Below are 21,163 nucleotides of genomic sequence, written 5' to 3' on the forward strand. Positions count from 1 at the left end.
TCGGCCGAATGCACGACGACTCCCCCCGGTCGCGCCGTGACGGTCGTGACGACGACCACGCAGATTCGGCCTTCGATGCGCTCGGCCTGAGCGCGCTGTTCGGCGACGCCACGCAGGAGAATCCCGTGGTCGCCGACGGCAACACGCCCGCCCCAACAGCGGCTCCCGTCACGCCGGCGAAGCCGGCCTTCGCCGATACCATCCCGTCTCAGCCGACGGCCGAACCGGCCCCGCTGTGGCCGGCGGAGCTTCCGTCGTCGCAGCCCCCGGTTGCCACGACACCGACCGAGACTCCGACATCGTTCTCCTGGTTCGAGAGCACGCCCGACCCCGTGCCAGCGACGCAGGCGGACCCGGCGCCGACCGCGATCTTCCCCGGGGTGACGCCGGCGGAGCCTGTCGTCGACACGCCGACAGTGGCATTCGACTCCATGGGATCGGACGCAGTGGGAGCCGATGCGGCACGCACGGACGGAGCGTCTGCCTTCGTGGCCCCGTCGATCTTCGCGGCAGACGCTGCCTTCCGCACGGACCCCGCCCCTGCGGCGGACACCGCCTCGGATGCGGGCCCATTTTCGGCTACGACACCGAGCCCGGCTTCCGATCCGATTCCAGCGGCGAACTCTTTTCCTGATGCGGCGCCCGTGTCCGCAAGGGGCTCGGCATCAGCAGCTGACGCGACCGAGGTGCTGGGACTCAGCGGCACCTCGGCCTCCGGCGCTGACGCCTTCGGGAACGGCGCCGGTCGATCGGGCTCTGGTGGCAACGGATCCGGCGGCAGCGGTTCTGGCGGGTCCGGATCGGGCGGCGGAAGCCGCGGCGGGTCGGATGGTCCGCTCGCGGGCATCCTGATGTTCATCCGGCAGCACCCGCGTGCCTGGCTCGTGGCCGCGATCGCCGCTGGTGTCGTCGTGCTCAGCGGCATCTCGTTCGGCATCGGCGCCGCTTCGGCGTCGCCGGCCGAAGCCCAGGCGCTGGCGGCAGCGACGACGTCCGCGAAGCCGACGGCCACACCGACCCCGACGCCGACCATGCGTCCTACGGCGTCTCCAGCAGCCGCGCCGAGCAAGCTCCGCACCTGCTCAGTGGACTCCTATGCCTCGAACTCAGGCTTCGGCACCCTCGAGGCGCAGGTCATGAACGCCTCGACGGGCGAGGTGCTGTACGACCGCAACGGCTCGAACCCCGCGCCCGCAGCGAGCGTGCAGAAGATGCTCGTCGCCGCGGCCGCCTTCAGCGTGCTCGGCCCGGACTACCGTGTGCCGACCACCGTCGTGAAGGGCTCGCAGCCCGGCCAAGTCGTCATCGTCGGCGGCGGCGACGTGACGCTGTCCGGCCTGCCCACCGGACAGGACCCCTTCTACACGGGAGCACCGCACCTCGATGCCCTCGCCGCGCAGGTGAAGCAGGCGTGGGCGGCCGACCCGGCGAACGGCGGGCAGCCCATCACGTCGGTCGTCGTGGACACCTCACTGTTCAGCGGTCCCGTGTGGCTGCCCAGCTGGGACGAGAACGAGGAGCGGGTCGTGGAGGGCTCGACCCCGTACATGACCGCGCTTATGGTCGACGGTGACAGGGCAGACCCGACCGCCGTTGAGTCGCCGCGCAGCACCGACCCGGTCGGCCGCGCCGCGCAGGACTTCGTCAACGACCTCGGCGGCAACATCTCGGTGAGCCAGGGCACCGCACCGGCCGGAGCACAGCAGCTCGGCCAGGTGCTGTCGCAGCCGGTCTCGGCGCTCGCCGAACAGGCGCTGACCTACTCGGACAACACGATCATGGAGGAGCTCGCCCGCCTCGTCGCGATCAAGACCGGCGCAGGCAACAGCTTCGCCGCCATCAACGCCGGAGTGCTCAAGGGGCTCCAGACCTACGGCATCGACGAGACCGGACTCTACTTCGCCGACGGCTCCGGCCTCAGCGCTGACAACAAGGTTCCCGCGTCGTATCTCACCCGGTTCCTCGTGAAGGTGGTCGACCGACAGGGCTCCCTGGGTGCGATCTACGACGGGATGCCCGTCGCCGGTCAGACCGGAACCCTGGGCCCCGGATACGGTCGGTTCGACGGCTCCTTCTCGTCACAGGCCGATGGGCAGGTGAACGCGAAGACCGGATGGATCAACACGGCGCGGACGTTGGCGGGCGTCATCCATGCGAAGGACGGCACGACTCTCACGTTCGCGGTCTACGCCCTGAACTTCCCAGGGGATGATGCCGCGTTGTCGGCGATCGACGACCTGACCACCGCGTTCTACCTCTGCGGCAACAACCTGTCGAACAACTAGCGGCATCTGCCGCGGGTTTCGAGACGCGCGCCTCCGGCGTGCTCCTCAACCTGCGGGGCACGCGCGCCTCCGGCGTGCTCCTCAACCAGCGGATGGACGCGCGCCTCCGGCGTGCTCCTCAACCTGCGGTTGCTGTCAATGGGTGCCGCGCGGGGCAGCGCGCAGGCACAATGGACGGATGCCGCGATGGATCAGGATCGTCCTCCCCACACTGCTGATCCTCGTGTGGCTCACCCTCGCAGGAATCGGCGGACCCTACTTCGGCCGCGTCGACGAGGTGTCGAGCAACGACCAGGCCAGCTACCTGCCGGCGAGTGCGGATGCCACGAAGGTGGCGGATCTGCAGTCGAAGTTCAGCGGCAGCAGCGACGTTCCCGCGATCGTCGTCTTCCATCGTGACGGCGGGCTGACCGACCAGGACATCGCGGACATCACCTCGGATGCGAAGTCGCTCGCGAAGCTCGACGGCGTGAACGGCGACGTCTCGCCTCCCATCGCCTCGAAGGACGGCACCGCAGTCGAGGTGTTCGTGCCGATCGCCGACGACTCTGCTCTCGACACGAACGTCGCCGCGCTGCGCGACCACCTGGCGAAGAGCGCTCCCGACGGGGTCGACGTTTATGTCACGGGGCCGGCCGGATTCACCGCGGATCTCGTCGGGGCGTTCGGCGGCATCGACGGCATCCTCCTCGCCGTCGCGCTTCTGGCCGTCTTCATCATTCTGGTCATCGTGTACCGGTCGCCGCTGCTGCCGATCCTGGTGCTGGCGACCTCGATGTTCGCTCTCTGCGTCGCGCTGCTCGTGGTGTGGTGGCTCGCGAAGTGGGGTGTGGTGCAGCTGAGCGGGCAGGTGCAGGGCATCCTGTTCATCCTCGTGATCGGGGCGGCGACCGACTATTCACTGCTCTACGTCTCGCGGTATCGAGAGGCTCTGCGCGACCAGGAGCGGCGTTGGCCCGCCACCTGGACGGCGTTGCGCGGCTCGATCGGCCCGATCGCCGCCTCAGCGGGAACCGTCATCGTCGGACTGCTCTGCCTGCTGTTCAGCGACCTCAACTCGAACAAGGCGCTCGGCCCGGTCGCCGCGATCGGCATCGTCTTCGCATTCCTCGCCGCGATGACGCTGTTGCCGTCGTTGCTGCTCGCTTTCGGGCGCGTCGCGTTCTGGCCGGTGCGTCCGAAGTACGGTTCTGCGCATCCGCAGCTGGTCGGGCCTGATGCCCGTGGGCTGTGGGCGCGCGTCGCCGGCTGGATCCGCCGTGCACCGCGCATCATCTGGATCGTCTGCACCATCGCGCTCCTGGCCGGCGCGACCGGCCTCTTGCAGTTGAAGGCCGACGGCGTGCCGCAGAGCGACCTCATCCTCGGCCACTCGGAGGCGCGTGACGGTCAGAACGTGCTCGCCGACCACTTCCCAGGCGGCTCGGGCAGCCCGGCGCTCGTGGTCGGGCCGCAGAATGACCTGCAGCGGATGACCGACACTCTGCTCGACAGCCCTGGCGTCTCGTCTGTCGCGGTCGTCGCGAAGGACGCCCCCAGCGGCGCTGCTCCGGTGACCAAAGACGGCATCCAGTCGTTCGGCGCGCCCGGTTCACCGGCGCCCAACCCGACCGTCGTGAACGGCGACGTGATGCTCCAGGCCACGCTGAAGCATCCCGCCGACTCCGACGCAGCTGAGCAGACAGTGCGGGACCTGCGCGAGTCGCTGACCAATGTCGGTGACAGGGTCTTGGTCGGCGGCGTCACCGCGGTCGCCATCGACTCGAACGATGCCTCGCTGCATGACCGCAACACGATCATCCCGATCGTGCTCGTGGTGATCCTGCTGATCCTGATGCTTCTGCTTCGGGCAGTGCTGGCACCCGTGCTGCTCGTGCTGTCGGTCGTCGTCTCGTTCGCGGCATCACTCGGCGTCGCCGCGTTCGTCTTCAACGACGTATTCGGGTTCCCCGGCGCCGACCCCGCCGTGCCCCTCTACGGATTCGTGTTCCTGGTGGCATTGGGCATCGATTACAACATCTTCCTGATGACCAGGGTGCGCGAGGAGACCCTGGTGCACGGCACGCGGCAGGGCATCCTGCGGGGACTCGCCGTCACGGGAGGGGTCATCACCTCGGCCGGTCTCGTGCTCGCGTCGACGTTCGCGGCGCTCAGCGTCATCCCGATCCTGTTCCTCGTGCAGATCGCGTTCATCGTCGCGTTCGGCGTGCTCGTCGACACGATCATCGTGCGGTCGCTGCTCATCCCAGCGCTCTCGTACGACATCGGCCCGGCGATCTGGTGGCCGTCGAAGCTGTGGCGCAAGGATGCCGCCACCGTGGCATCCGACACGGACGAACCTCGAGAGCGAGAGGCCGTCGGCGACGGGGCTTGAGGCGGGCTGCGAACTCCCCTGGTCATGCGTCGTCCTGTTGCCGACGCTCCTCGACCAGCGGGTGCACGAGAATCTTCCTCGTGGCGGTCGGTCGGGCGTGTGCTCGATCGTCATCCAGGTGAACGCGCCGCAACGGGTGGCGCAGAACGAGAGGAGAGCGAGATGCGTTACGCACTCGTGCTCAACAACCCGGAGCTCGGCGAGGTCGAGGTGTCGGATGAGGCGGTCGACGCCATGAGGGTAGCGTTCGGCGAGTACGTCAAGGCACTGGATGACGCAGGCGTGCTGATCGCGGGCGAGATCCTTCAACCCAGCACCACCGCGACAACGGTGACTCTGCGGAACGGATCGCTCGAGGTGCAGGACGGCCCGTTCGCCGACACCAAGGACAAGCTCGCCGGCGTCTTCGTGCTGGACGTGCCCGACCTGGACGCCGCGCTCGCGTGGGCGGAGAAGTGCCCTGGGGCGACCTACGGCGTGCTGGAGGTGCGACCGGTCGGCATCCACACGGCCGGCGACTCCTGGGTCGCCGACGCCTGACGTGCACGGGATGCCTGCTGCCGATCGCCTCGCCGACGTCGTCGCGCGCGACCACTCGCGGCTGCTCGCCGTGCTCGCGGCCGAGACCCGCGACATCGCTGCCGCGGAAGACGCGCTGGCGGATGCTTACGAGCGTGCTCTGAGCAACTGGCCGGCCTCAGGCATCCCGTCGAATCCGCTGGCCTGGTTGCTCACCGTCGCGCGCAACCGGCTCAAGGATCTCTACCGGTCCGCGGCCTTCCGTACGTCGATACCGCTTCCCGACGACTCGAACGACGTGCACGTCGGTGTTCTCGCCGCGGCGAACACCGACGGGGACGGGTCGCCGGAGCCTGACGAGATCCCTGACAAACGGCTCGCGCTGCTGTTCGTGTGCGCACACCCGGCGATCGACCCCGCGGTGCGCACGCCGTTGATGCTGCAGACCGTGCTCGGTCTGGATGCGCGGCGCATCGCCGTTGCGTTCGCCGTGCCGGAGCCGACGATGACGGGGCGGCTGGTGCGCGCCAAACGCAAGATTCGGGCGGCGGGCATCCCGTTCTCCGTTCCGGATCGCCGCGCGTTGCCCGCACGGCTTCAGGCTGTGCTCGAAGCGGTCTACGGTGCGTATGCGATCGAGTGGCGGCCCATCGCCGGGCCGATCGAGCGCGGGTCACTGACCGCGGAGTCGCTCGCCCTGGCTGAACTGCTCGCTGAGCTGCTGCCGCGAGAGCCCGAGGTGCTCGGCCTCGATGCCCTGCTGCACCTCTCAGCAGCGCGACAGGGCGCAGCACTCGACGACCTGGGTCGGTTCGTGCCGCTCGACGAGCAGGACACGGCAAGGTGGGATGTCGCCCTCATCCGCCGCGGAGAGGAGCTGCTGCTTCGAGCGAGCCGGTCCGGCATCGTCGGTCGGTTCCAGCTCGAGGCGGCCATCCAGTCAGCCCACGACGCGCGGGTGCGCGGCATCGATGTGGACCCCGTCGCGCTGCGTCGGCTGCACGAAGCTTTGGTCGGCATCCGTCCCACCCTGGGCGCCAGGGTGGCGCTCGCGGCCACGATCGGCGAAGCGGAGGGACCGGATGCCGGTCTCGTGGCGCTCGAGGCGATCGACGACCCCGCGGTGTCGCGCTTCCAGCCCGCATGGGCCACCAGGGCACATCTGTTCGCGTTGCTGGGACGTGGCGACGACGCGGATGCCGCATACCTGCAGGCCATCGCTCTCACGACCGACCCGGTGCTGAGAGCCCATCTGGAGCGACGCCGCACGCAACCCGAGAAGTAGGCTTGCTCCGCTGGTCGCGCTCCGACGCGAGCAGGAAGGGGCGAGGGTGCCAGGAAAGCGTGTGACGGCGCGTGCCGCGCTCTCGGGTGCCATGACGGCGGCCGTCGTGGAACTCGAGGGCTTCGAGAGCGGGATTCGCGTCAACGCCGACGATGCGCTGCATCAGGCGCGTACGCGGGTGCGGCGCATGCGGAGCATCCTCTCCGTCTATCCGCGGGTCTTCGACCCCAGCGCTCGTCGTGACCTGCGTGCTCAGCTCGCCGACCTGGGGGAGCTGCTCGGTTCGGCGCGCGACGACGAGGTGCGCACCGACGCTCTGCGCAAGCGATGGCAGGCAGCGGGCGACGACGCCACCAGGATCGCTCTGCTGCGCCTCGTCACGGGCGCCTCCGAGACCGAGGCCGAGTCGCACGCCGACGCGGTCGCTGTGCTGGACTCCCCGGCTCACCGCGCTCTGCTCGCCGACCTGCGGGCGTTCGTCGGGCACGCCTTCGAGGGACCGGATGCCGACAGACGCGTCACCGCCGTCGCTCGGCGCTCCCTTCGGAAGGCGTGCCGCAAGGTCGACAGAGCTGCGGAGGCAGCGTCATCCGATGGCGACCTCGAGCACCTGCACGCGACGCGCAAGGCCGCACGGCGTGTTCGCTATGCGGCCGATGCCGTGCAGCAGGACGTGGCCGGGGCATCCGACCTCGCGGCGGCCGCCGAAGCCGTGCAAGACGCGCTCGGTGACCATCGGGACGCCATGCTGCTCGCCGACGAGCTGCGAGCGTGGGCGGTTCGCGCGCACGACGCGCCGACCGGCACGATGCACTCTCTCGCGGAGACGCTCGAGCGGGAGGCCGAGGTCAGACTCCGCGAACTCGACACGTTGGTTCCGGCCATTGACGAGGCGGTCGAACGGGTCGGATGACCGTGCGGGCGTCCGCCCGACCGGCATCGCCTCCCGCGGTCGACCGGCGTCAGCCCCGGACTCAGCGACTCGCGCGCCTGCGCATCACGACGACGAGGGCGAGTCCGCCCGCGAGCAGTGCGCCACCCAGCACGATCGGCAGCGTCACGTCCGAACCTGTGTCGGCGAGCGCCGGCGACGCTGTCGCTGTCGTCACGGTTGCTGCAGGTGTCGCAGGCGGGGTGGGCGTCGGCGTGGTGGGCACGGGCGGGAGCGACCACGTGAAGGTGACGAAGCCTGTGCCGGTGTTGCCCGCACCTGCGACTGCGGTCAGCGAGTCCGCGAGGAAGCCTGAGCCGCCGCCGCCCGGCGCGATCACGTCCACAGGCGTGTCGCCGTTGTCGACGTTGCGCTCGACGGCACCGCCGCCACCTCCGGTGAATCCGCCGCCGCCGGCACCGGCCGTGATGGTCTGCTCTCCCAGGCTGAACGTGCCGCCCGTGCCGCCCGGGGCCAGCACGACGGGCGCTGTCGTCGTGGTCGAGCCGCCGTCGCCGCCGTTTCCCGTGGTTCCGACCCCACCGGCCCCGCCTGTCGCGGTTCCGCCCTTGCCGTTCGCGGCGAGCGGGCCGAACGCCGTCGCGTCGGCTCCCGGCGCGACACCCGTGGCGCTCGGCGCGCCGCCAGCGCCGCCCGGGTACACGGCGAGGATCTCGCCAGGGAGGTCGAGGTAGGCGGCATAGCCGGCCGCGCCACCGCCGCCCGCTGCGGCGAGAAGGGCGGCCCCGCCGGAGGTGGCGAGGAAGCTGCCCTCACCCGTTCCGCCGACGCCCGCCTGGAGCGCCGCGCCGCCGTAGGTGGCGGGGTCGAGGGTCACCGTCGTGACGCCTCCCGTACCGCCGACGGACGGCTGGTTCGTGACGTCGGGTGAAAGGGCTGCACCGGCAGAGCCGGCGACCGTGACCGTGAGCGACGACAGCCCGGTCGGAAGGGTGAGGTCGTGGGTACCCGTCGTGTCGAACGTGGCGACGCAGTTCGTGCGGCAGCCGGCCGCCGGAAGGGAGTCGGCCATCGCCGGTGCTGCACCGAGGGTGAACGCGCTTCCACCAGCGATGGCGAGAACGGCGACCGCTCCAAAGACGAATCGGCGTGCGGCCACCGTGGCTCCTTGAATGCTCCGCGGCATGACCGCGTGATGAGGGATGACGCCCACGGCCGACCCGAGCAACCCACGGCATCCCTCAAGATAGCAATCCGGCAGGCGTCTGTCGTGGCCCACATTTGGGGAGGGGGCGGCGAACGTAGGCTTGGCGCATGAGCGTCGAAGAGGCCGTGATCGTGGATGTCGTCCGCACGCCGAGCGGGCGGGGCAAGCCGGGCGGAGCGTTGAGCGGCATCCACTCCGTCGACCTGCTCGGCGGCCTGCTCGCCGAACTGGTCAGGCGTAACGACCTGGACCCCGGAGCCGTCGACGATGTGATCGCGGGGTGCGTCGGCCAGGTCGGGCAGCAGACCTTCAACGTCGGGCGCAACGCGGTGCTCGCCGCGGGATTTCCCGAGCACGTTCCCGGCACGACCATCGACCGGCAGTGCGGATCGAGCCAGCAGGCGGTGCACTTCGCCGCGCAGGCCATCATGGCGGGCGTGCAGGACGTCGTCATCGCCTGCGGTGTCGAGTCGATGAGTGCAGTGCCCATCGGGTCATCCACCGTCGGTCGCGACCCGTATGGAGAGGCGATCGCCGCGCGCTATCCGGACGGGCTCGTCGGCCAGGGGGTTTCGGCCGAGCTGATCGCACAGCGGTACGGCTTCGGCCGCGACGAGCTGGACGAGTTCAGCGCTCGCTCGCACCTCCGTGCTGCGGAGGCCGCCGAGGCGGGGGAGTTCGACCGCGAGCTCGTTCCCGTCGCCGTCCCGACGGAGGACGGCACGCGAGTGGTCGCCGTCGACGAGACGGTGCGGCCAGGCACGACGGTCGAGGGTCTTGCCGGCCTGAACCCGTCGTTCCGTACGGATGACCTCGCACGTCGCTTCCCCGAGATCGACTGGAAGATCACGCCGGGCAACTCCTCGCCGCTCACCGACGGTGCGTCGGCTGCCCTCATCATGAGTTCGAGGCGGGCGGAGCAGCTGGGGCTGACACCCCGCGCCCGGTTCCACTCGTTCGTGGTGACCGGAAGCGACCCCCTGTACATGCTGACAGGCGTGATGCCGGCGACGGCGCGCATCCTGAAACAGACCGGCCTGAACCTCGACGAGATCGACGCCTACGAGGTGAACGAGGCGTTCGCCCCCGTTCCCCTGGCGTGGCTGCGGGAGTTCGACGCCGATCCCGAGCGGCTGAACGCCGACGGCGGTGCGATCGCGCTCGGGCATCCGCTGGGGGCGAGCGGCACCAGGCTGCTCGGCACGCTTCTGGCGCGGCTCGAGCACACGGGCGGCCGGTATGGCCTGCAGACGATGTGCGAAGGTGGCGGCATGGCCAACGCCACCGTCATCGAGAGGCTTTGACCTTCCCTTCGCAGAGCGCGGAGACGACACCCGGAGGAACATATGCAGATTCAGGAATGCAGTGCGCTGGTCACGGGCGGGGCATCCGGCCTCGGCAAGGGCGCCGCGACGGTGCTGGCCTCGGCGGGAGCACGGGTGGTGATCGTCGACCTGCCGTCGTCGCCAGGTGAGCAGGTCGCGGCGGAACTGGGTGGCGTCTTCGTGCCGACCGACGTGACGGATGCCGCGCAGGTGCAGTCCGCCGTTGATGCGGCGCAGTCCCTCGCGCCCCTTCGCGTCGTCGTCAACTGCGCGGGCATCGCCACGGCGGGTCGCACCGTCGGGAGGGAAGGACCTCTCGACCTGGCGGCGTTCGAGCGAACCATCCGCATCAACCTGATCGGCACGTTCAACGTCATCCGGCTGGCGGCGACGGCGATGTCGACGAACGAGCCGGTCGAGGAGCAGTCGCTGCCCGGTGTGCCGCCGACGAAGGAGCGCGGGGTCATCGTCAGCACGGCATCGGTCGCAGCGTACGACGGTCAGATCGGCCAGGCCGCCTACTCCGCGTCGAAGGGCGGAGTCGCTGCCATGACGCTGCCCATCGCACGCGACCTGTCGAAACTGCTGATCAGGGTGATGACGATCGCGCCGGGCATCATGCAGACGCCGATGATGGCCGGGATGCCCGAGGACGTACAACGCTCGCTGGAGGAGCAGATCCCGCATCCGTCCCGCATGGGGACTCCCGGGGAGTACGCGGCTCTCGTACGGCACATCGTGGAGAACCCGCTGCTGAACGGCGAGGTGATCCGGCTCGACGGCGCCATCCGCATGCAGCCGAAGTAGGCCCAGCTCCAGCCCCAGCCCCCAGCCCCAGCCCCAGCCCCAGCCCCAGCTGCAGCCGCGCCGAGTCGACACCCCACCGTCGAGCCACCACCCGAATCGCCGAGCCACCACCGTAACCACGCAGACAAAGTGGTGGCTCGGCGCCCGGGTGGTGGCTCGGCGGTCGGGTGGTGGCTCGACGGTCGGGTGGTCGCTCACGGGGCGGTGGCTCGGCGCCCGGCGGGTGCTCCGCCGGAGTGGTAGCCCAGCGCCGACGGCGCGGATCGCGTCGGACCGCCCTCGTGCATAACTCCTGCAGATACTGGGCTTGGGCGCGGCCTGCCCAGACGAATACGGGGGAGCCCGGCCGGATTGCAGGAGTTATGCGCACGCGGCGTGGTGCTTCGTCGGGATGGCCCGGGGGTCACGGAGCCGGCCGGGGGCGACGGAGCCGGCCGGGATGACGGAGCGGGCCGAGGCCGGCGGCTACTCCCCGAGTGGGCCGGCGTGGGCGTCGAGGAAGGCGTACAGCTCCGCGTCGTCGACACCGGGGAAGGCGCCGGTCGGCAGCGGCGAGAGGATGTGCGCGTGCAGCCGTGCGCTCGGCCACGACTTGTCGGCCCACGCGGTCTCGAGTGCGGCGTCCGGAGTTCTGCAGCACGAGGGATCCGGGCAGCTCGACTCTGCACGCACGGTGGTCTCCCGACCGCGGAACCACTTGGCGTCGCCGAACGGCACGCCGACGGTGATGGTGAAGCTGCCGGAATCCGCCCGCCCGGTCTGCGTCGCGCACCAGTAGGTGCCGGCAGGCGTGTCGGTGTACTGGTAGAGCTCGGTCGTGCGGTTGGTCTGCGCGAACGCGCTGCGCGCGCTCCACTTCGTGCACACCAGCTGACCTTCGATCGCACCCGTCACGTCGGTGGGCAGCGGAAGACCGTCGTTCTCGTAGCCCTTGTACAGGGCGCCATCCTCGCCGACCCGCAGGAAGTGCATGCGGATGCCCAGGTGCACGGTCACGAGGTTGCTCATGCGCAGGGATGCCGTCTCGTGCGTCACGCCGAACGCGTCGCGGAAGTCCTCGACGGCCAGGTCCTTCTCCTTCTTGGCGTTCTGCAGAAAGGCCACTGCGGCGCTCTCCGGCATCAGGCAGCACGCCGCGAAGTAGTTGATCTCCAACCGTTGTCGCAGGAACTCCGCATAGCTCGTCGGCCGCTCGTGCTCGAGCACACGGTGCGCGAGCGCTTGCAGCGCCATCGAGCGCAGGCCGTGTCCACCGGGGATCGACGCGGGGGGCAGGTAGATGCGGCCGTGCTCGAGGTCGGTGATGGAGCGGGTGGAGATCGGCAGGTCATCCACGTAGATCAGCTGGAAGCCGAGCCGCTTGGCCATGACACTCACCTCACGGTGCGTGAGCGCTCCCGTGACATGGCCAGACGCCTTCACGTGCTCCTCGGCCAGCCGCTCGATCTCTGGCAGGTAGTTGTTGCGCCCGCGCATCCACTCGCGCAGCTCGGTGTTCGCACGCCTGGCCTCCTCCGGCGTGGCGATCGCCTTGCTCGCCTGCCTGGCGAGCTCACGGTGCAGACCGACGAGGGCGGCGAGCGTCTCGGTCGGCGTGCCCTTCGTCGGCCGCACCATCGGCAGCCCGAGGGTCGTGTAAAGCGCAGAGCGCTGCGCCTTGCCGAGCTCGATCTCGTAGGCGGTTCGCTCGTCAGGGGGCTCCGCGACGAGCAGGGATGCCAGGTCGACGCCGATCGCCGACGCGATCGACTGCAGCGTCGTGAGCTTGGGCTCGCGCTTGCCGTTCTCGATCATCGAGAGCTGGCTCTGCGACATTCCGACCCGGGTGCTGACCTGCTCGAGCGTCAGTCCCTTTCCGGTGCGAAAGTGCCTGATTCGATGACCGATGGTGGCGATATCGGCGGTGTCGGCATCCATTCGTTCACGCTAGCAAAAGAATGATGATTCTTCACGTGTGATTTGTGGTTCTGGATGACCCAAGTGGCGTGAGAGTGAAGTCATGACGATCCTGCAGAGATCACGCACGACGCACAGCAGTACCCAACAGACCAGCCGGGCGGATGCCGAGGGCACCGGCTCTCGCCCGGCTTCCTCCTTCCCTCCCGTACCCGCCACCTCCGTGCCCATCGCCCCCGCACCCGTCGCCCCCGCACCCGTCACTCCGGTTCGTCGAGCGGAACCGCCGCAAGCCGCGGACGCGCCGGCCGAACAGCGGGAGTGGGCATCCGGCATCACCGACGCGGCGCTCGCCGCCTGGGTCGCGGAGATCGCGGAGCTCACGCAGCCCGACGAGGTCGTCTGGTGCGACGGATCGCTCGCGGAGGCCGACCGCCTGTTCAAGCTGCAGGTGGCCAGCGGCCAGCTGATCAAGCTGAACCCCGAGTGGCGGCCAGGCAGCTACCTCGCCCGCACCGATCCCGCCGATGTGGCACGCGTCGAGGAGCGCACGTTCATCTGCTCCGAACGGGAGGACGACGCGGGGCCGACGAACAACTGGCGTGCGCCGCGGGAGATGCGACAGGAGCTCGGCGACGTCTTCGCCGGCAGCATGCGCGGCCGCACGATGTACGTCGTGCCCTTTTCGATGGGGCCTCTCGGTGGCCCGATCTCCCAGCTCGGCGTCGAGTTGACGGACTCCCCGTACGTCGTCGTCTCGATGGGCATCATGACCCGCATGGGTCGCGGCGCACTCGATCAGATCGAGCAGGGACGTCCCTGGGTACGCACGGTGCACAGCGTGGGCTTCCCACTCGTCGACGACTCAGGGGTGCGCCGCGACGACGTCGCATGGCCGTGCAACGACACGAAGTACATCGTGCACTTTCCGCAGGACCGCGAGATCTGGTCGTATGGCTCTGGTTACGGCGGCAACGCCCTGCTCGGTAAGAAGTGCTTCGCGCTGCGCATCGCCTCGCAGATCGCTCGCGAGGAGGGCTGGCTCGCCGAGCACATGCTCATCATCAAGGTGACGTCGCCGGCCGGAAAGGTGCGCCACATCGCTGCGGCGTTCCCGTCGGCGTGCGGCAAGACCAACCTCGCAATGCTGCGCTCTCGGCTGCCCGGATGGCGCGTGGAGACCATCGGTGACGACATCGCCTGGATGAAGCAGGATGCCGAGGGCCGCCTTCGCGCGATCAACCCGGAGCGCGGCTTCTTCGGGGTGGCTCCAGGCACGGGGGAGTCCACCAACCGCTCCGCCGTCGAGACGCTCTGGGGCAACACCATCTTCACCAACGTCGCCTTGCGCGACGACGGCGATGTCTGGTGGGAGGGCCTCACCGACACGCCGCCGGCGCACCTCACCGACTGGCAGGGAAAGGACTGGACTCCCGGCTCGGGGCGCCCTGCAGCTCATCCGAATTCGCGTTTCACGGTCGCGGCCGAGCAGTGCCCGACGATCGCGGACGAGTGGGATGACCCAGCCGGCGTTCCGATCGACGCGATCGTCTTCGGGGGACGGCGCGCGACCAACGTTCCGCTCGTTCTGCAGGCCAGGGACTGGCGGCATGGGGTCTTCCTCGGTGCGACGATCGCCTCCGAGCGCACCGCGGCGGCGGAGGGGGAGGTCGGCGAACTGCGTCGCGATCCGTTCGCCATGCTGCCGTTCTGCGGCTACAACATGGCAGATCACTGGGCGCACTGGCTGTCGGTGGGGGAGCGGCTCGGTGCTCACGCGCCGGCGATCTTCCAGGTGAACTGGTTCCGCAAGGGCGCGGACGGCTCCTTCCTCTGGCCGGGGTTCGCCGAGAACCTGCGCGTCGTCGCCTGGATCGTCGAGCGCCTCGACAACACGCCCGGCGGCGGTGCGACCGCGGTGGAGACTCCGATCGGGAGGGTGCCGTCGCGGGCATCCCTCGACCTCGAAGGTCTCGATCTCAACCGGGATGCCGTCGACCGCCTCTTCGAGATCGACCCGGCAGCGTGGCTGGCCGAGTGCGACCTCACGGAGGAGTTCTTCGCCCAGTTCGGCGACCGCGTCCCGCGGGCACTCGCCGCGGAGCTGGACTCCCTGCGCTACCGCCTGCGCGCCTGACCACGCCACGCACCGCGCCCGCCAGGCGCAGTGCCCGCGCCGCCCGGTCGACGGGAAGGTGGTGGTTCGGCGGGAAGGTGGTGTTGGGGGTAGGGGTGAGCCAGCCGTCCCGCCGGGCTACACCAGCAGCTGGTGCTTCGCCAGGTCGCGGTAGAGCGGGGTCGTCACCACGAGTTCGGAGTGGGTGCCCGTTCCGATCACGCGGCCCTTCTCGATCACCACGATCTGGTCGGAGTCGACCACTGTCGAGAGACGGTGCGCGATGACGATGAGCGTGCGGTTCTCGGCGACCGCGTCGATCGCCTCGCGCATGAGCTGCTCGTTGCGTCCGTCGAGGCTCGATGTCGACTCGTCGAGCAGCAGGATCGGGGGAGCTGCGAGCAGCGCCCGACCGATCGCGAGGCGCTGGCGCTCGCCGCCGGAGAGCATCACGCCGTCCTCGCCGACCGGCGCGTTCAGCCCGAGCGGACTGCGATCGAGCACGTCGGTGAGGTTGACCGCGTGCAGTACCTCGACGCACTGCTCATCTGTGGCGTAAGGGGCCGCCAGGGTGAGGTTGTCGCGGATCGAGCCGGCCAACACGGGGGCATCCTGCTCCACATAGCCGATCTGGGCGCGAAGCTTCTCGCGGTCGACCGAACGGATGTCCAGCCCGCCCATCGAGATCGACCCGGAGGTGGGGTCGTAGAACCGCTCGATCAGTGCGAGGATCGTGCTCTTGCCAGCACCCGACGGACCGACGAGTGCGGTGCGCTTGCCGCGGTGTGCTGCGAAGCTCACGCCGTGAAGCACGCCCTCCTCAGGTGCCGAGTCGGATGCCGTCAGCCCGGTCACGGAGACCTCACGCGGCAGGCCCGCCGCCGCTTCGGCCTCGGCGACGACGTCGTGGCCTTCGAACGCCTCGAGCGCTTCGGCTGCCGCAGACGCGGGGATCGCGGCGTGCGCGCCCGTGCGGATCGGCACCTCGGCGGGTCGGCCTGCGTCCTCGGATCCGGACCGCTCGGCCACTGCTGTCTCGGACGCAGCAGGCTCGGACTCGACATCGAGCACCGCGCGAGCCGCGATCACGGAGTCTGGGTAGGAGAACCGGACGTCGGCGAAGGCGATGGCAGGAGCATCCGGGTTGACTGCCGCGTTCGCCGGCCCGACGATGACCGCGCGCTGCTCGGCAGGCGGGTCGATGGCGTCCTCGCTGGGCAGCTCGATGATCTCCTGAATGCGCCCGAGCGCGCCGAGAGCCGAGTTGACAGACGTGAAGGCGCCGAACGCCTGCCCGAGCGGAAGGATCATCATGAACAGGAACAGGATGAACGTGACGAGGTTCGCCACCGTGATGGCGCCGCTGGCGACGCGGAAACCGCCGACGCCGAGCACCACGAGGAACGAGACCTGCATCGCGATGCCTGCCACCGGAACGACGAGTGCCGAGATCTTGGCGACCTTCACACCCATGCGGTAGGCGCCGGTGGCATCCTTCTCGACGTTCTCGATCTCGCGCGAGGTGGCGCCGGCCGCACGGATGGTGCGCACGGAGCTGATCGCCCGTTCGACGGCCGCCGCGAGGTCGCCGACCTTCTGCTGTGCCTTGAGGCTGGCGACCCTGATACGCCCGGAGAGAAGCACGACCGTCACGATCGACACGGCGATGACGAGCACGGTGAGGCCGAGCAGCACGGGGTCGATGATGAGCATCGCGATGAGCGCGCCGATGAAGGTGAGCGAGCCGCCGATCGCCTCGACGAGACCCTGAGTGAGCACAGCGCGGAGCAGAGTGGTGTCGCTGCCGACGCGGGAGACCAGGTCGCCGGTGCGGCGGGCGTCGAACTCGCTGATGGGCAGGTTGAGCATGCGCGCGACGAGTCGCTTGCGCGAGGAGAGCACGACGCTCTCGCCCGTGCGCTGCAGCAGGTAGTGCTGGTAGCCGGAGATGAGCCCGGACACGACGACGAGGGCGACGAGCGCCCAGACCAGCCCGTTGAGGGCTTCCCCGTTCTGCACCAGGTTGATCACCTGGCCCACCAGAAGCGGTTGGGCGAGGCTGGCGGCGGCGCCGAGCACACTGAGCACGACGACCAGCGACATAGCTCCCTTGTGCTCGAGGATGTAGGGCAGCAGCTGGCGGAAGGTGGCGCGGGGGCCGTCATCCTTTCGCGGCCTGAAGGAACGGCGCGTGGATGTCGCGGAACTCATGGGAACTCCAGTCGGGGGTGGCCACGGAAGGCTATCAACGTCCCCTGGAAGGGGCTCGGGCGCCCGCGCTGGCGGAGGAGCTCGCGGCGTGGCCGCGCGCGTCTCGAAACCCGATGCCTGCGTGGGCTGGTTTCGAGACGCGCGCTTCGCGTGCTCCTCAACCCACGGTGGAACGTGCGCTTCGTAGGGGCAGAGGAGCCGAGGACGTGACACGCTCCGCGAGGCGGCGGTATGTACGGTGTCGGACGCAACCATGCGCCCAGCCGACGGCGGCGCGCCCGGTGAGGACGGGCGCGGAAGAGAACACTGTCGCCCGTGTGGGTTACGTTGGGCAACGTGTCTTCCCCGGTGATCGTGGCAACCGACCTCGTCAAGAAGTACGGCGACGTGACGGCGGTCGGTGGCATCTCGTTCGAGGTCGCCCCCGGCGAGTCGTTCGGTCTGCTCGGACCGAACGGCGCTGGAAAGTCGACGACGATGCGGATGGTCGGCGCGGTGTCGACGCGCACGAGCGGGTCTCTCGAGATCCTTGGTCTCGACCCCGAGCGGTACGGGCCGGAGATCCGCTCGCAGCTCGGCGTTGTGCCGCAGGCCGACAACCTCGACGAGGAGCTGCGCGTTCGCGAGAACCTCATCGTCTACGGCAGGTATTTCGGGCTTCCCGCCGGACACGTTCGCAGCAAGGCGGATGACCTGCTGGCCTTCGCGCAGCTGGAGGACAAGGCGAAGGCGAAGGTCACCGACCTCTCCGGCGGCATGAAACGCAGGCTGACGATCGCACGAGGGTTGATGAACGACCCGCGCATCCTGTTGCTCGACGAGCCGACGACGGGGCTCGATCCGCAGGCAAGACACATCCTGTGGGACAGGCTGTTCCGGCTCAAGGAGCAGGGCACGACTCTCGTGCTCACGACGCACTACATGGATGAGGCGGAGCAGCTCTGCGATCGGCTGATCGTCGTCGACAAGGGCACGATCATGGCCGAGGGCACGCCGGCGTCGCTGATCAGGGAGTACTCGACTCGGGAAGTGCTGGAGCTGCGTTTCGGCGCCGACAACAACGCCGCGATGGCGGAGAGGCTCAGCCACGTCGGCGATCGTGTCGAGGCGCTTCCCGATCGTGTGCTTATCTACACGGCGGACGGCGAGGCGGAGCTCGCCGCCCTCACGGAGAACGGAATCAGGCCGCTCACGTCGCTGGTACGACGCTCGAGCCTTGAAGACGTGTTTCTACGCCTGACGGGAAGGTCTTTGATCGAATGACCGCGATCGAGATCCCCGAGAGCGACGCGCTGAAGCGTGTCGCAGCGAAGCCGCGGCGTCTCGGCGCCTGGTACGTGGCCGAGCACCGGCTGCGTGTGATGCGCTCCTACGTCTCCACCGTGCTCGTCGGAGCGGTCGGCACGCCGCTGCTCTACCTCTACGCGATGGGCGTCGGGCTGGGCGCGCTGGTCAGCTCGAACCTCGGCCCGCAGGCCGTCGACGGGGTGAGCTACCTGCAGTTCGTCGCGCCTGCGCTGCTCTGCTCGTCCGCCGTCACCGTGGCGTCGGAGGAGTTCACCTATCCGATCATGCTCGGGTTCAAGTGGAACCCGACCTTCGTCGGCATCAGCTCCTCGCCGATCTCGCCGGGCCAGATCATCGACGGCGTCGTGGTCTCGGTGATCATCCGTCTCATGGCGACGAGTCTTCTGTACTGGGTGTTCATGCTGCTGTTCGGCGCCTCGCCCGCCGGAACGGCCGCGCTCTCGGTACTGATCGCCACCCTCGTCGGTCTGGCGTTCGGCACCCCCGTGATGGCCTACGTCGCCACCCTGCAGCGTGACACCGGGCAGATCGCGATGCTCATGCGGTTCGTGCTGCTGCCCCTCACCCTGTTCTCCGGCACGTTCTTCCCGCTGTCGGCGATGCCGGTCTACCTGCAATGGATCGGCTGGCTCTCACCGATCTGGCACGGCACCCAGCTCGCGCGCACCGTCTCGTACGGCGCGGTGGAGCCCGTCTGGCTCATCGTCGTGCACATCGTCTACCTGGTCGCACTCACGGTCGTCGGCTGGGTGCTCGCACGGCGAACTGCACGAAAGAGGCTCGCGACATGACCGGGGTGGGGCTCGAGACCGAGGTGCAGACATCCACGCGGCGTCGTCCGCTTGGTTCGCTCTACGCGGGCAACGCGCGCTCGGTGATGTACCGCGGATGGCTCGCCACCAAGTCGACCAACTGGCTGGTGGTCGTCTCCGGCGTGTTCGAGCCGATCTTCTACCTGCTCTCACTTGGCGTCGGTCTCGGTTCGTTCGTCGGAACCGTCACAGCGAGCAACGGGCAGCAGATCTCGTACGCGGCGTTCATCGCACCCGCGCTGCTGGCGACGGCCGCCATGAACGGCGCCATCTACGACTCCACCTGGAACGTCTTCTTCAAGCTGCGGTTCAACCGGCTCTATGAAGGGATGCTCGCCACCTCGCTCGGCACCCTCGACATCGCCATCGGTGAGATCTCGCTGGCGCTTCTGCGCGGAGCGGCGTACGCGATCGCGTTCCTGATCGTCATGCAGGTGATCGGGCTGAACCTGTCGTGGTGGGCCTTGCTCGCTCTGCCCGCCGTGCTGCTCGTCGCGTTCGCGTTCGCCAGCTTCGGCATGGGGATCACCAGCTACATGAAGTCCTTCCAGCAGATGGACATCATCAACTTCGTGATGCTGCCGATGTTCCTGCTGTCGGCGACGTTCTATCCGCTGTCGGTGTACCCGCCGGGCGTCCAAGTGGTCATCCAGGCGCTGCCGCTGTGGCAGAGCGTCGAGCTGGTGCGCTCCCTCACCACGGGAGCGGTGACCCTCGGCATCCTGTGGCATGTGCTGTACCTCGCGGTGATGGCGATGCTCGGCGTCATCCTCACGACTCGGCGACTGCGCGCCTTGTTCCTGCACTGAGTCGTCCTGTGCGCCGGTCCCCGCCCGGCGCACCGCGGTTGACCGGCCGCATGGTTGGGTCCGTCGCCGTCGACGCCGCCGCCTCGTGGAGCGTGTTGCGTCGTGCAGATCGACCGTTTGCCCACCAGATCGGCGTCGATGCGGTGTACATCCCCTCGCACAGGTGCGCATAACTCCTGCAATTCGTCCGCAGCGGTCGCGGGCGGCCCCGGGAATCCGGGGTTTTGTCGACAGCGCCGCACGAATTGCAGGAGTTATGCGCACCACCCCCGGGCCGGTGTGCCGCCAGTTGAGCCGGGCAGCCCCTGCCCCAGCCGTCGAACCCCCGGCCTCGCCGCCCACCACGCCGCCACCGCCCCCTTTTCGGGTGCCCTAGGCTGGCTGTATGAACGCTGGGCAAGTGATCTTCGACATCCTGCACGTCGCGGCGGCCGTCTTCATCGTCGGGCCGATGGCCATCCTTCCGATGACGGCCATGCGCGCCATCCGGTCAGGCGCGACAGGCCAGGTGCGCACGCTCGCGACGTCGACGAACATCTTCAGCCTGCTGTCGCTGCTTGTGGTCATCCTCGGATTCGGCGCGATGGGATTCGCCGACCCGAAGTACCACATCACGATCGCCTCGACGTGGATCTGGCTGTCGCTCGTCTTATACGTCGTCGCACTCGGCCTCACGCTGTTCGTCGTGGTCCCCGCGATGCGCCGCGCAGCGAACGCGCTCGACGGTGAGGCCGCTGTCGAGGCCGAGGATCCGGCCGCTGTGGGCGAGGCGCCGGCGAAGGCCGCCGGCTACAGTGCGATCGCCGGCACGAGCGGCATCGCCAGCCTGCTGCTGGTCGCCGTCGTCGTGCTGATGGTCTGGAAGCCGTAGGCGCCGGCGGTTGCTCCTTCACCCGTGCGCCAGGCTGACACGGTCTTCGTGACGTCCTTCGTCAGGGCGTCGTTGTCGGCGCCGCACAGGTAGGTGTCCAGCTTCGATGTCGAGCCATCGGAGAGGGTCAGCTTCAGCTTCGTGGCGATGCCGCCGACACAGCCTGGCTTCGAACTCACCGTGGCGCCAGGGTGCCATCCGTCGTCGCGCAGCACCTGCTGCAGCACCTTCAGATCGGCAACGGATGTCACACGGTGAGTCGAATCGTCGAAATCGGGCACGGCCTGTGACTGGCTGTACTCGACGGCCTTGAGCGTGCCGTTCCACGCCCAGGGGCGAGAGACCACGATGATCGCGGCGACGGCGAACGCGGCCACGACGACGATGCCTCCCGTCCAGAAGGCGATCGCCCGCGACTTGTTCACACCGTCACCCTATGGCCCAGG

At 69.0% G+C, this 21,163-nt stretch carries 16 protein-coding genes; 12 read left to right on the forward strand and 4 right to left on the reverse strand.

Annotated features, from left to right (window positions below):
• Positions 1-8 precede the first annotated feature (8 nt).
• The 5 genes from ACYVDN_RS00335 to ACYVDN_RS00355 all read left to right on the forward strand — a co-directional run bounded on the left by ACYVDN_RS00335 (position 9) and on the right by ACYVDN_RS00355 (position 7,376).
• The gene (locus ACYVDN_RS00335; protein WP_460567302.1) at positions 9-2,285 is read left to right on the forward strand and encodes a D-alanyl-D-alanine carboxypeptidase/D-alanyl-D-alanine-endopeptidase; all 2,277 of its coding nucleotides are present in this window, start codon (positions 9-11) and stop codon (positions 2,283-2,285) included.
• Positions 2,286-2,463: 178 nt separating this feature from the next.
• Positions 2,464-4,659, forward strand: a complete 2,196-nt coding sequence (locus ACYVDN_RS00340) for an MMPL family transporter (protein WP_460567304.1) — start codon at positions 2,464-2,466, stop codon at positions 4,657-4,659.
• A gap of 162 nt (positions 4,660-4,821) precedes the next feature.
• Positions 4,822-5,199, forward strand: a complete 378-nt coding sequence (locus ACYVDN_RS00345; protein ID WP_460567306.1) for a YciI family protein — start codon at positions 4,822-4,824, stop codon at positions 5,197-5,199.
• A gap of 10 nt (positions 5,200-5,209) precedes the next feature.
• Positions 5,210-6,463 carry an RNA polymerase sigma factor gene (locus ACYVDN_RS00350; RefSeq protein ID WP_460567308.1) on the forward strand — a complete coding sequence of 418 codons (1,254 nt, stop codon included), beginning with the start codon at positions 5,210-5,212 and terminating at the stop codon, positions 6,461-6,463.
• Between the two features lie 46 nt (positions 6,464-6,509).
• Positions 6,510-7,376 (forward strand): CHAD domain-containing protein, encoded by an 867-nt coding sequence (locus ACYVDN_RS00355; protein ID WP_460567310.1) that lies wholly within the window; start codon positions 6,510-6,512, stop codon positions 7,374-7,376.
• A 61-nt stretch (positions 7,377-7,437) separates the two neighbouring features.
• Here the strand turns inward: ACYVDN_RS00355 and ACYVDN_RS00360 are convergent, their stop codons facing one another.
• Positions 7,438-8,514 (reverse strand): LPXTG cell wall anchor domain-containing protein, encoded by a 1,077-nt coding sequence (locus ACYVDN_RS00360; RefSeq protein WP_460567312.1) that lies wholly within the window; start codon positions 8,512-8,514, stop codon positions 7,438-7,440.
• Between the two features lie 155 nt (positions 8,515-8,669).
• Here ACYVDN_RS00360 and ACYVDN_RS00365 point away from each other — a divergent pair, with 155 nt between their 5' ends.
• Together ACYVDN_RS00365 and ACYVDN_RS00370 are read left to right on the forward strand one after the other, a co-directional pair.
• Complete coding sequence (locus ACYVDN_RS00365; RefSeq protein ID WP_460567314.1) at positions 8,670-9,866, forward strand: thiolase family protein; 1,197 nt, start codon at positions 8,670-8,672, stop codon at positions 9,864-9,866.
• 42 nt (positions 9,867-9,908) lie between these two features.
• On the forward strand, positions 9,909-10,694 hold the full coding sequence (locus ACYVDN_RS00370; protein WP_460567316.1) for a 3-hydroxyacyl-CoA dehydrogenase: 786 nt from the start codon (positions 9,909-9,911) through the stop codon (positions 10,692-10,694).
• Between the two features lie 465 nt (positions 10,695-11,159).
• On the opposite strand, the gene ACYVDN_RS00375 is transcribed toward ACYVDN_RS00370, so the two are convergent.
• Positions 11,160-12,611 carry a helix-turn-helix domain-containing protein gene (locus tag ACYVDN_RS00375; protein WP_460567318.1) on the reverse strand — a complete coding sequence of 484 codons (1,452 nt, stop codon included), beginning with the start codon at positions 12,609-12,611 and terminating at the stop codon, positions 11,160-11,162.
• Between the two features lie 82 nt (positions 12,612-12,693).
• Between ACYVDN_RS00375 and ACYVDN_RS00380 the strand changes: the two genes are divergently transcribed.
• Positions 12,694-14,727 carry a phosphoenolpyruvate carboxykinase (GTP) gene (locus ACYVDN_RS00380; RefSeq protein ID WP_460567320.1) on the forward strand — a complete coding sequence of 678 codons (2,034 nt, stop codon included), beginning with the start codon at positions 12,694-12,696 and terminating at the stop codon, positions 14,725-14,727.
• Between the two features lie 117 nt (positions 14,728-14,844).
• Here ACYVDN_RS00380 and ACYVDN_RS00385 read toward each other — a convergent pair whose 3' ends face one another.
• Positions 14,845-16,917, reverse strand: coding sequence for an ABC transporter ATP-binding protein (locus ACYVDN_RS00385; RefSeq protein WP_460567322.1), 2,073 nt, complete (start codon positions 16,915-16,917; stop codon positions 14,845-14,847).
• A 336-nt stretch (positions 16,918-17,253) separates the two neighbouring features.
• Here ACYVDN_RS00385 and ACYVDN_RS00390 point away from each other — a divergent pair, with 336 nt between their 5' ends.
• The 4 genes from ACYVDN_RS00390 (at position 17,254) to ACYVDN_RS00405 (ending at position 20,717) form a co-directional block, all read left to right on the forward strand.
• Positions 17,254-18,180: an ABC transporter ATP-binding protein gene (locus ACYVDN_RS00390; RefSeq protein ID WP_460567324.1), complete on the forward strand. Its 927-nt coding sequence runs from the start codon at positions 17,254-17,256 to the stop codon at positions 18,178-18,180.
• The gene (locus tag ACYVDN_RS00395; RefSeq protein WP_460567326.1) at positions 18,177-19,016 is read left to right on the forward strand and encodes an ABC transporter permease; all 840 of its coding nucleotides are present in this window, start codon (positions 18,177-18,179) and stop codon (positions 19,014-19,016) included. Before ACYVDN_RS00390 ends, ACYVDN_RS00395 begins: the two co-directional genes overlap by 4 nt.
• Positions 19,013-19,846: an ABC transporter permease gene (locus ACYVDN_RS00400; protein WP_460567328.1), complete on the forward strand. Its 834-nt coding sequence runs from the start codon at positions 19,013-19,015 to the stop codon at positions 19,844-19,846. The genes ACYVDN_RS00395 and ACYVDN_RS00400 overlap by 4 nt, the downstream gene beginning before the upstream one ends.
• 385 nt (positions 19,847-20,231) lie before the next feature.
• Complete coding sequence (locus tag ACYVDN_RS00405) at positions 20,232-20,717, forward strand: DUF2269 family protein (protein ID WP_460567330.1); 486 nt, start codon at positions 20,232-20,234, stop codon at positions 20,715-20,717.
• On the opposite strand, the gene ACYVDN_RS00410 is transcribed toward ACYVDN_RS00405, so the two are convergent.
• Positions 20,636-21,142: a hypothetical protein gene (locus ACYVDN_RS00410; RefSeq protein WP_460567332.1), complete on the reverse strand. Its 507-nt coding sequence runs from the start codon at positions 21,140-21,142 to the stop codon at positions 20,636-20,638. The genes ACYVDN_RS00405 and ACYVDN_RS00410 overlap by 82 nt on opposite strands.
• Positions 21,143-21,163 lie beyond the last annotated feature (21 nt).

This window comes from Humibacter soli, from assembly GCF_054779035.1.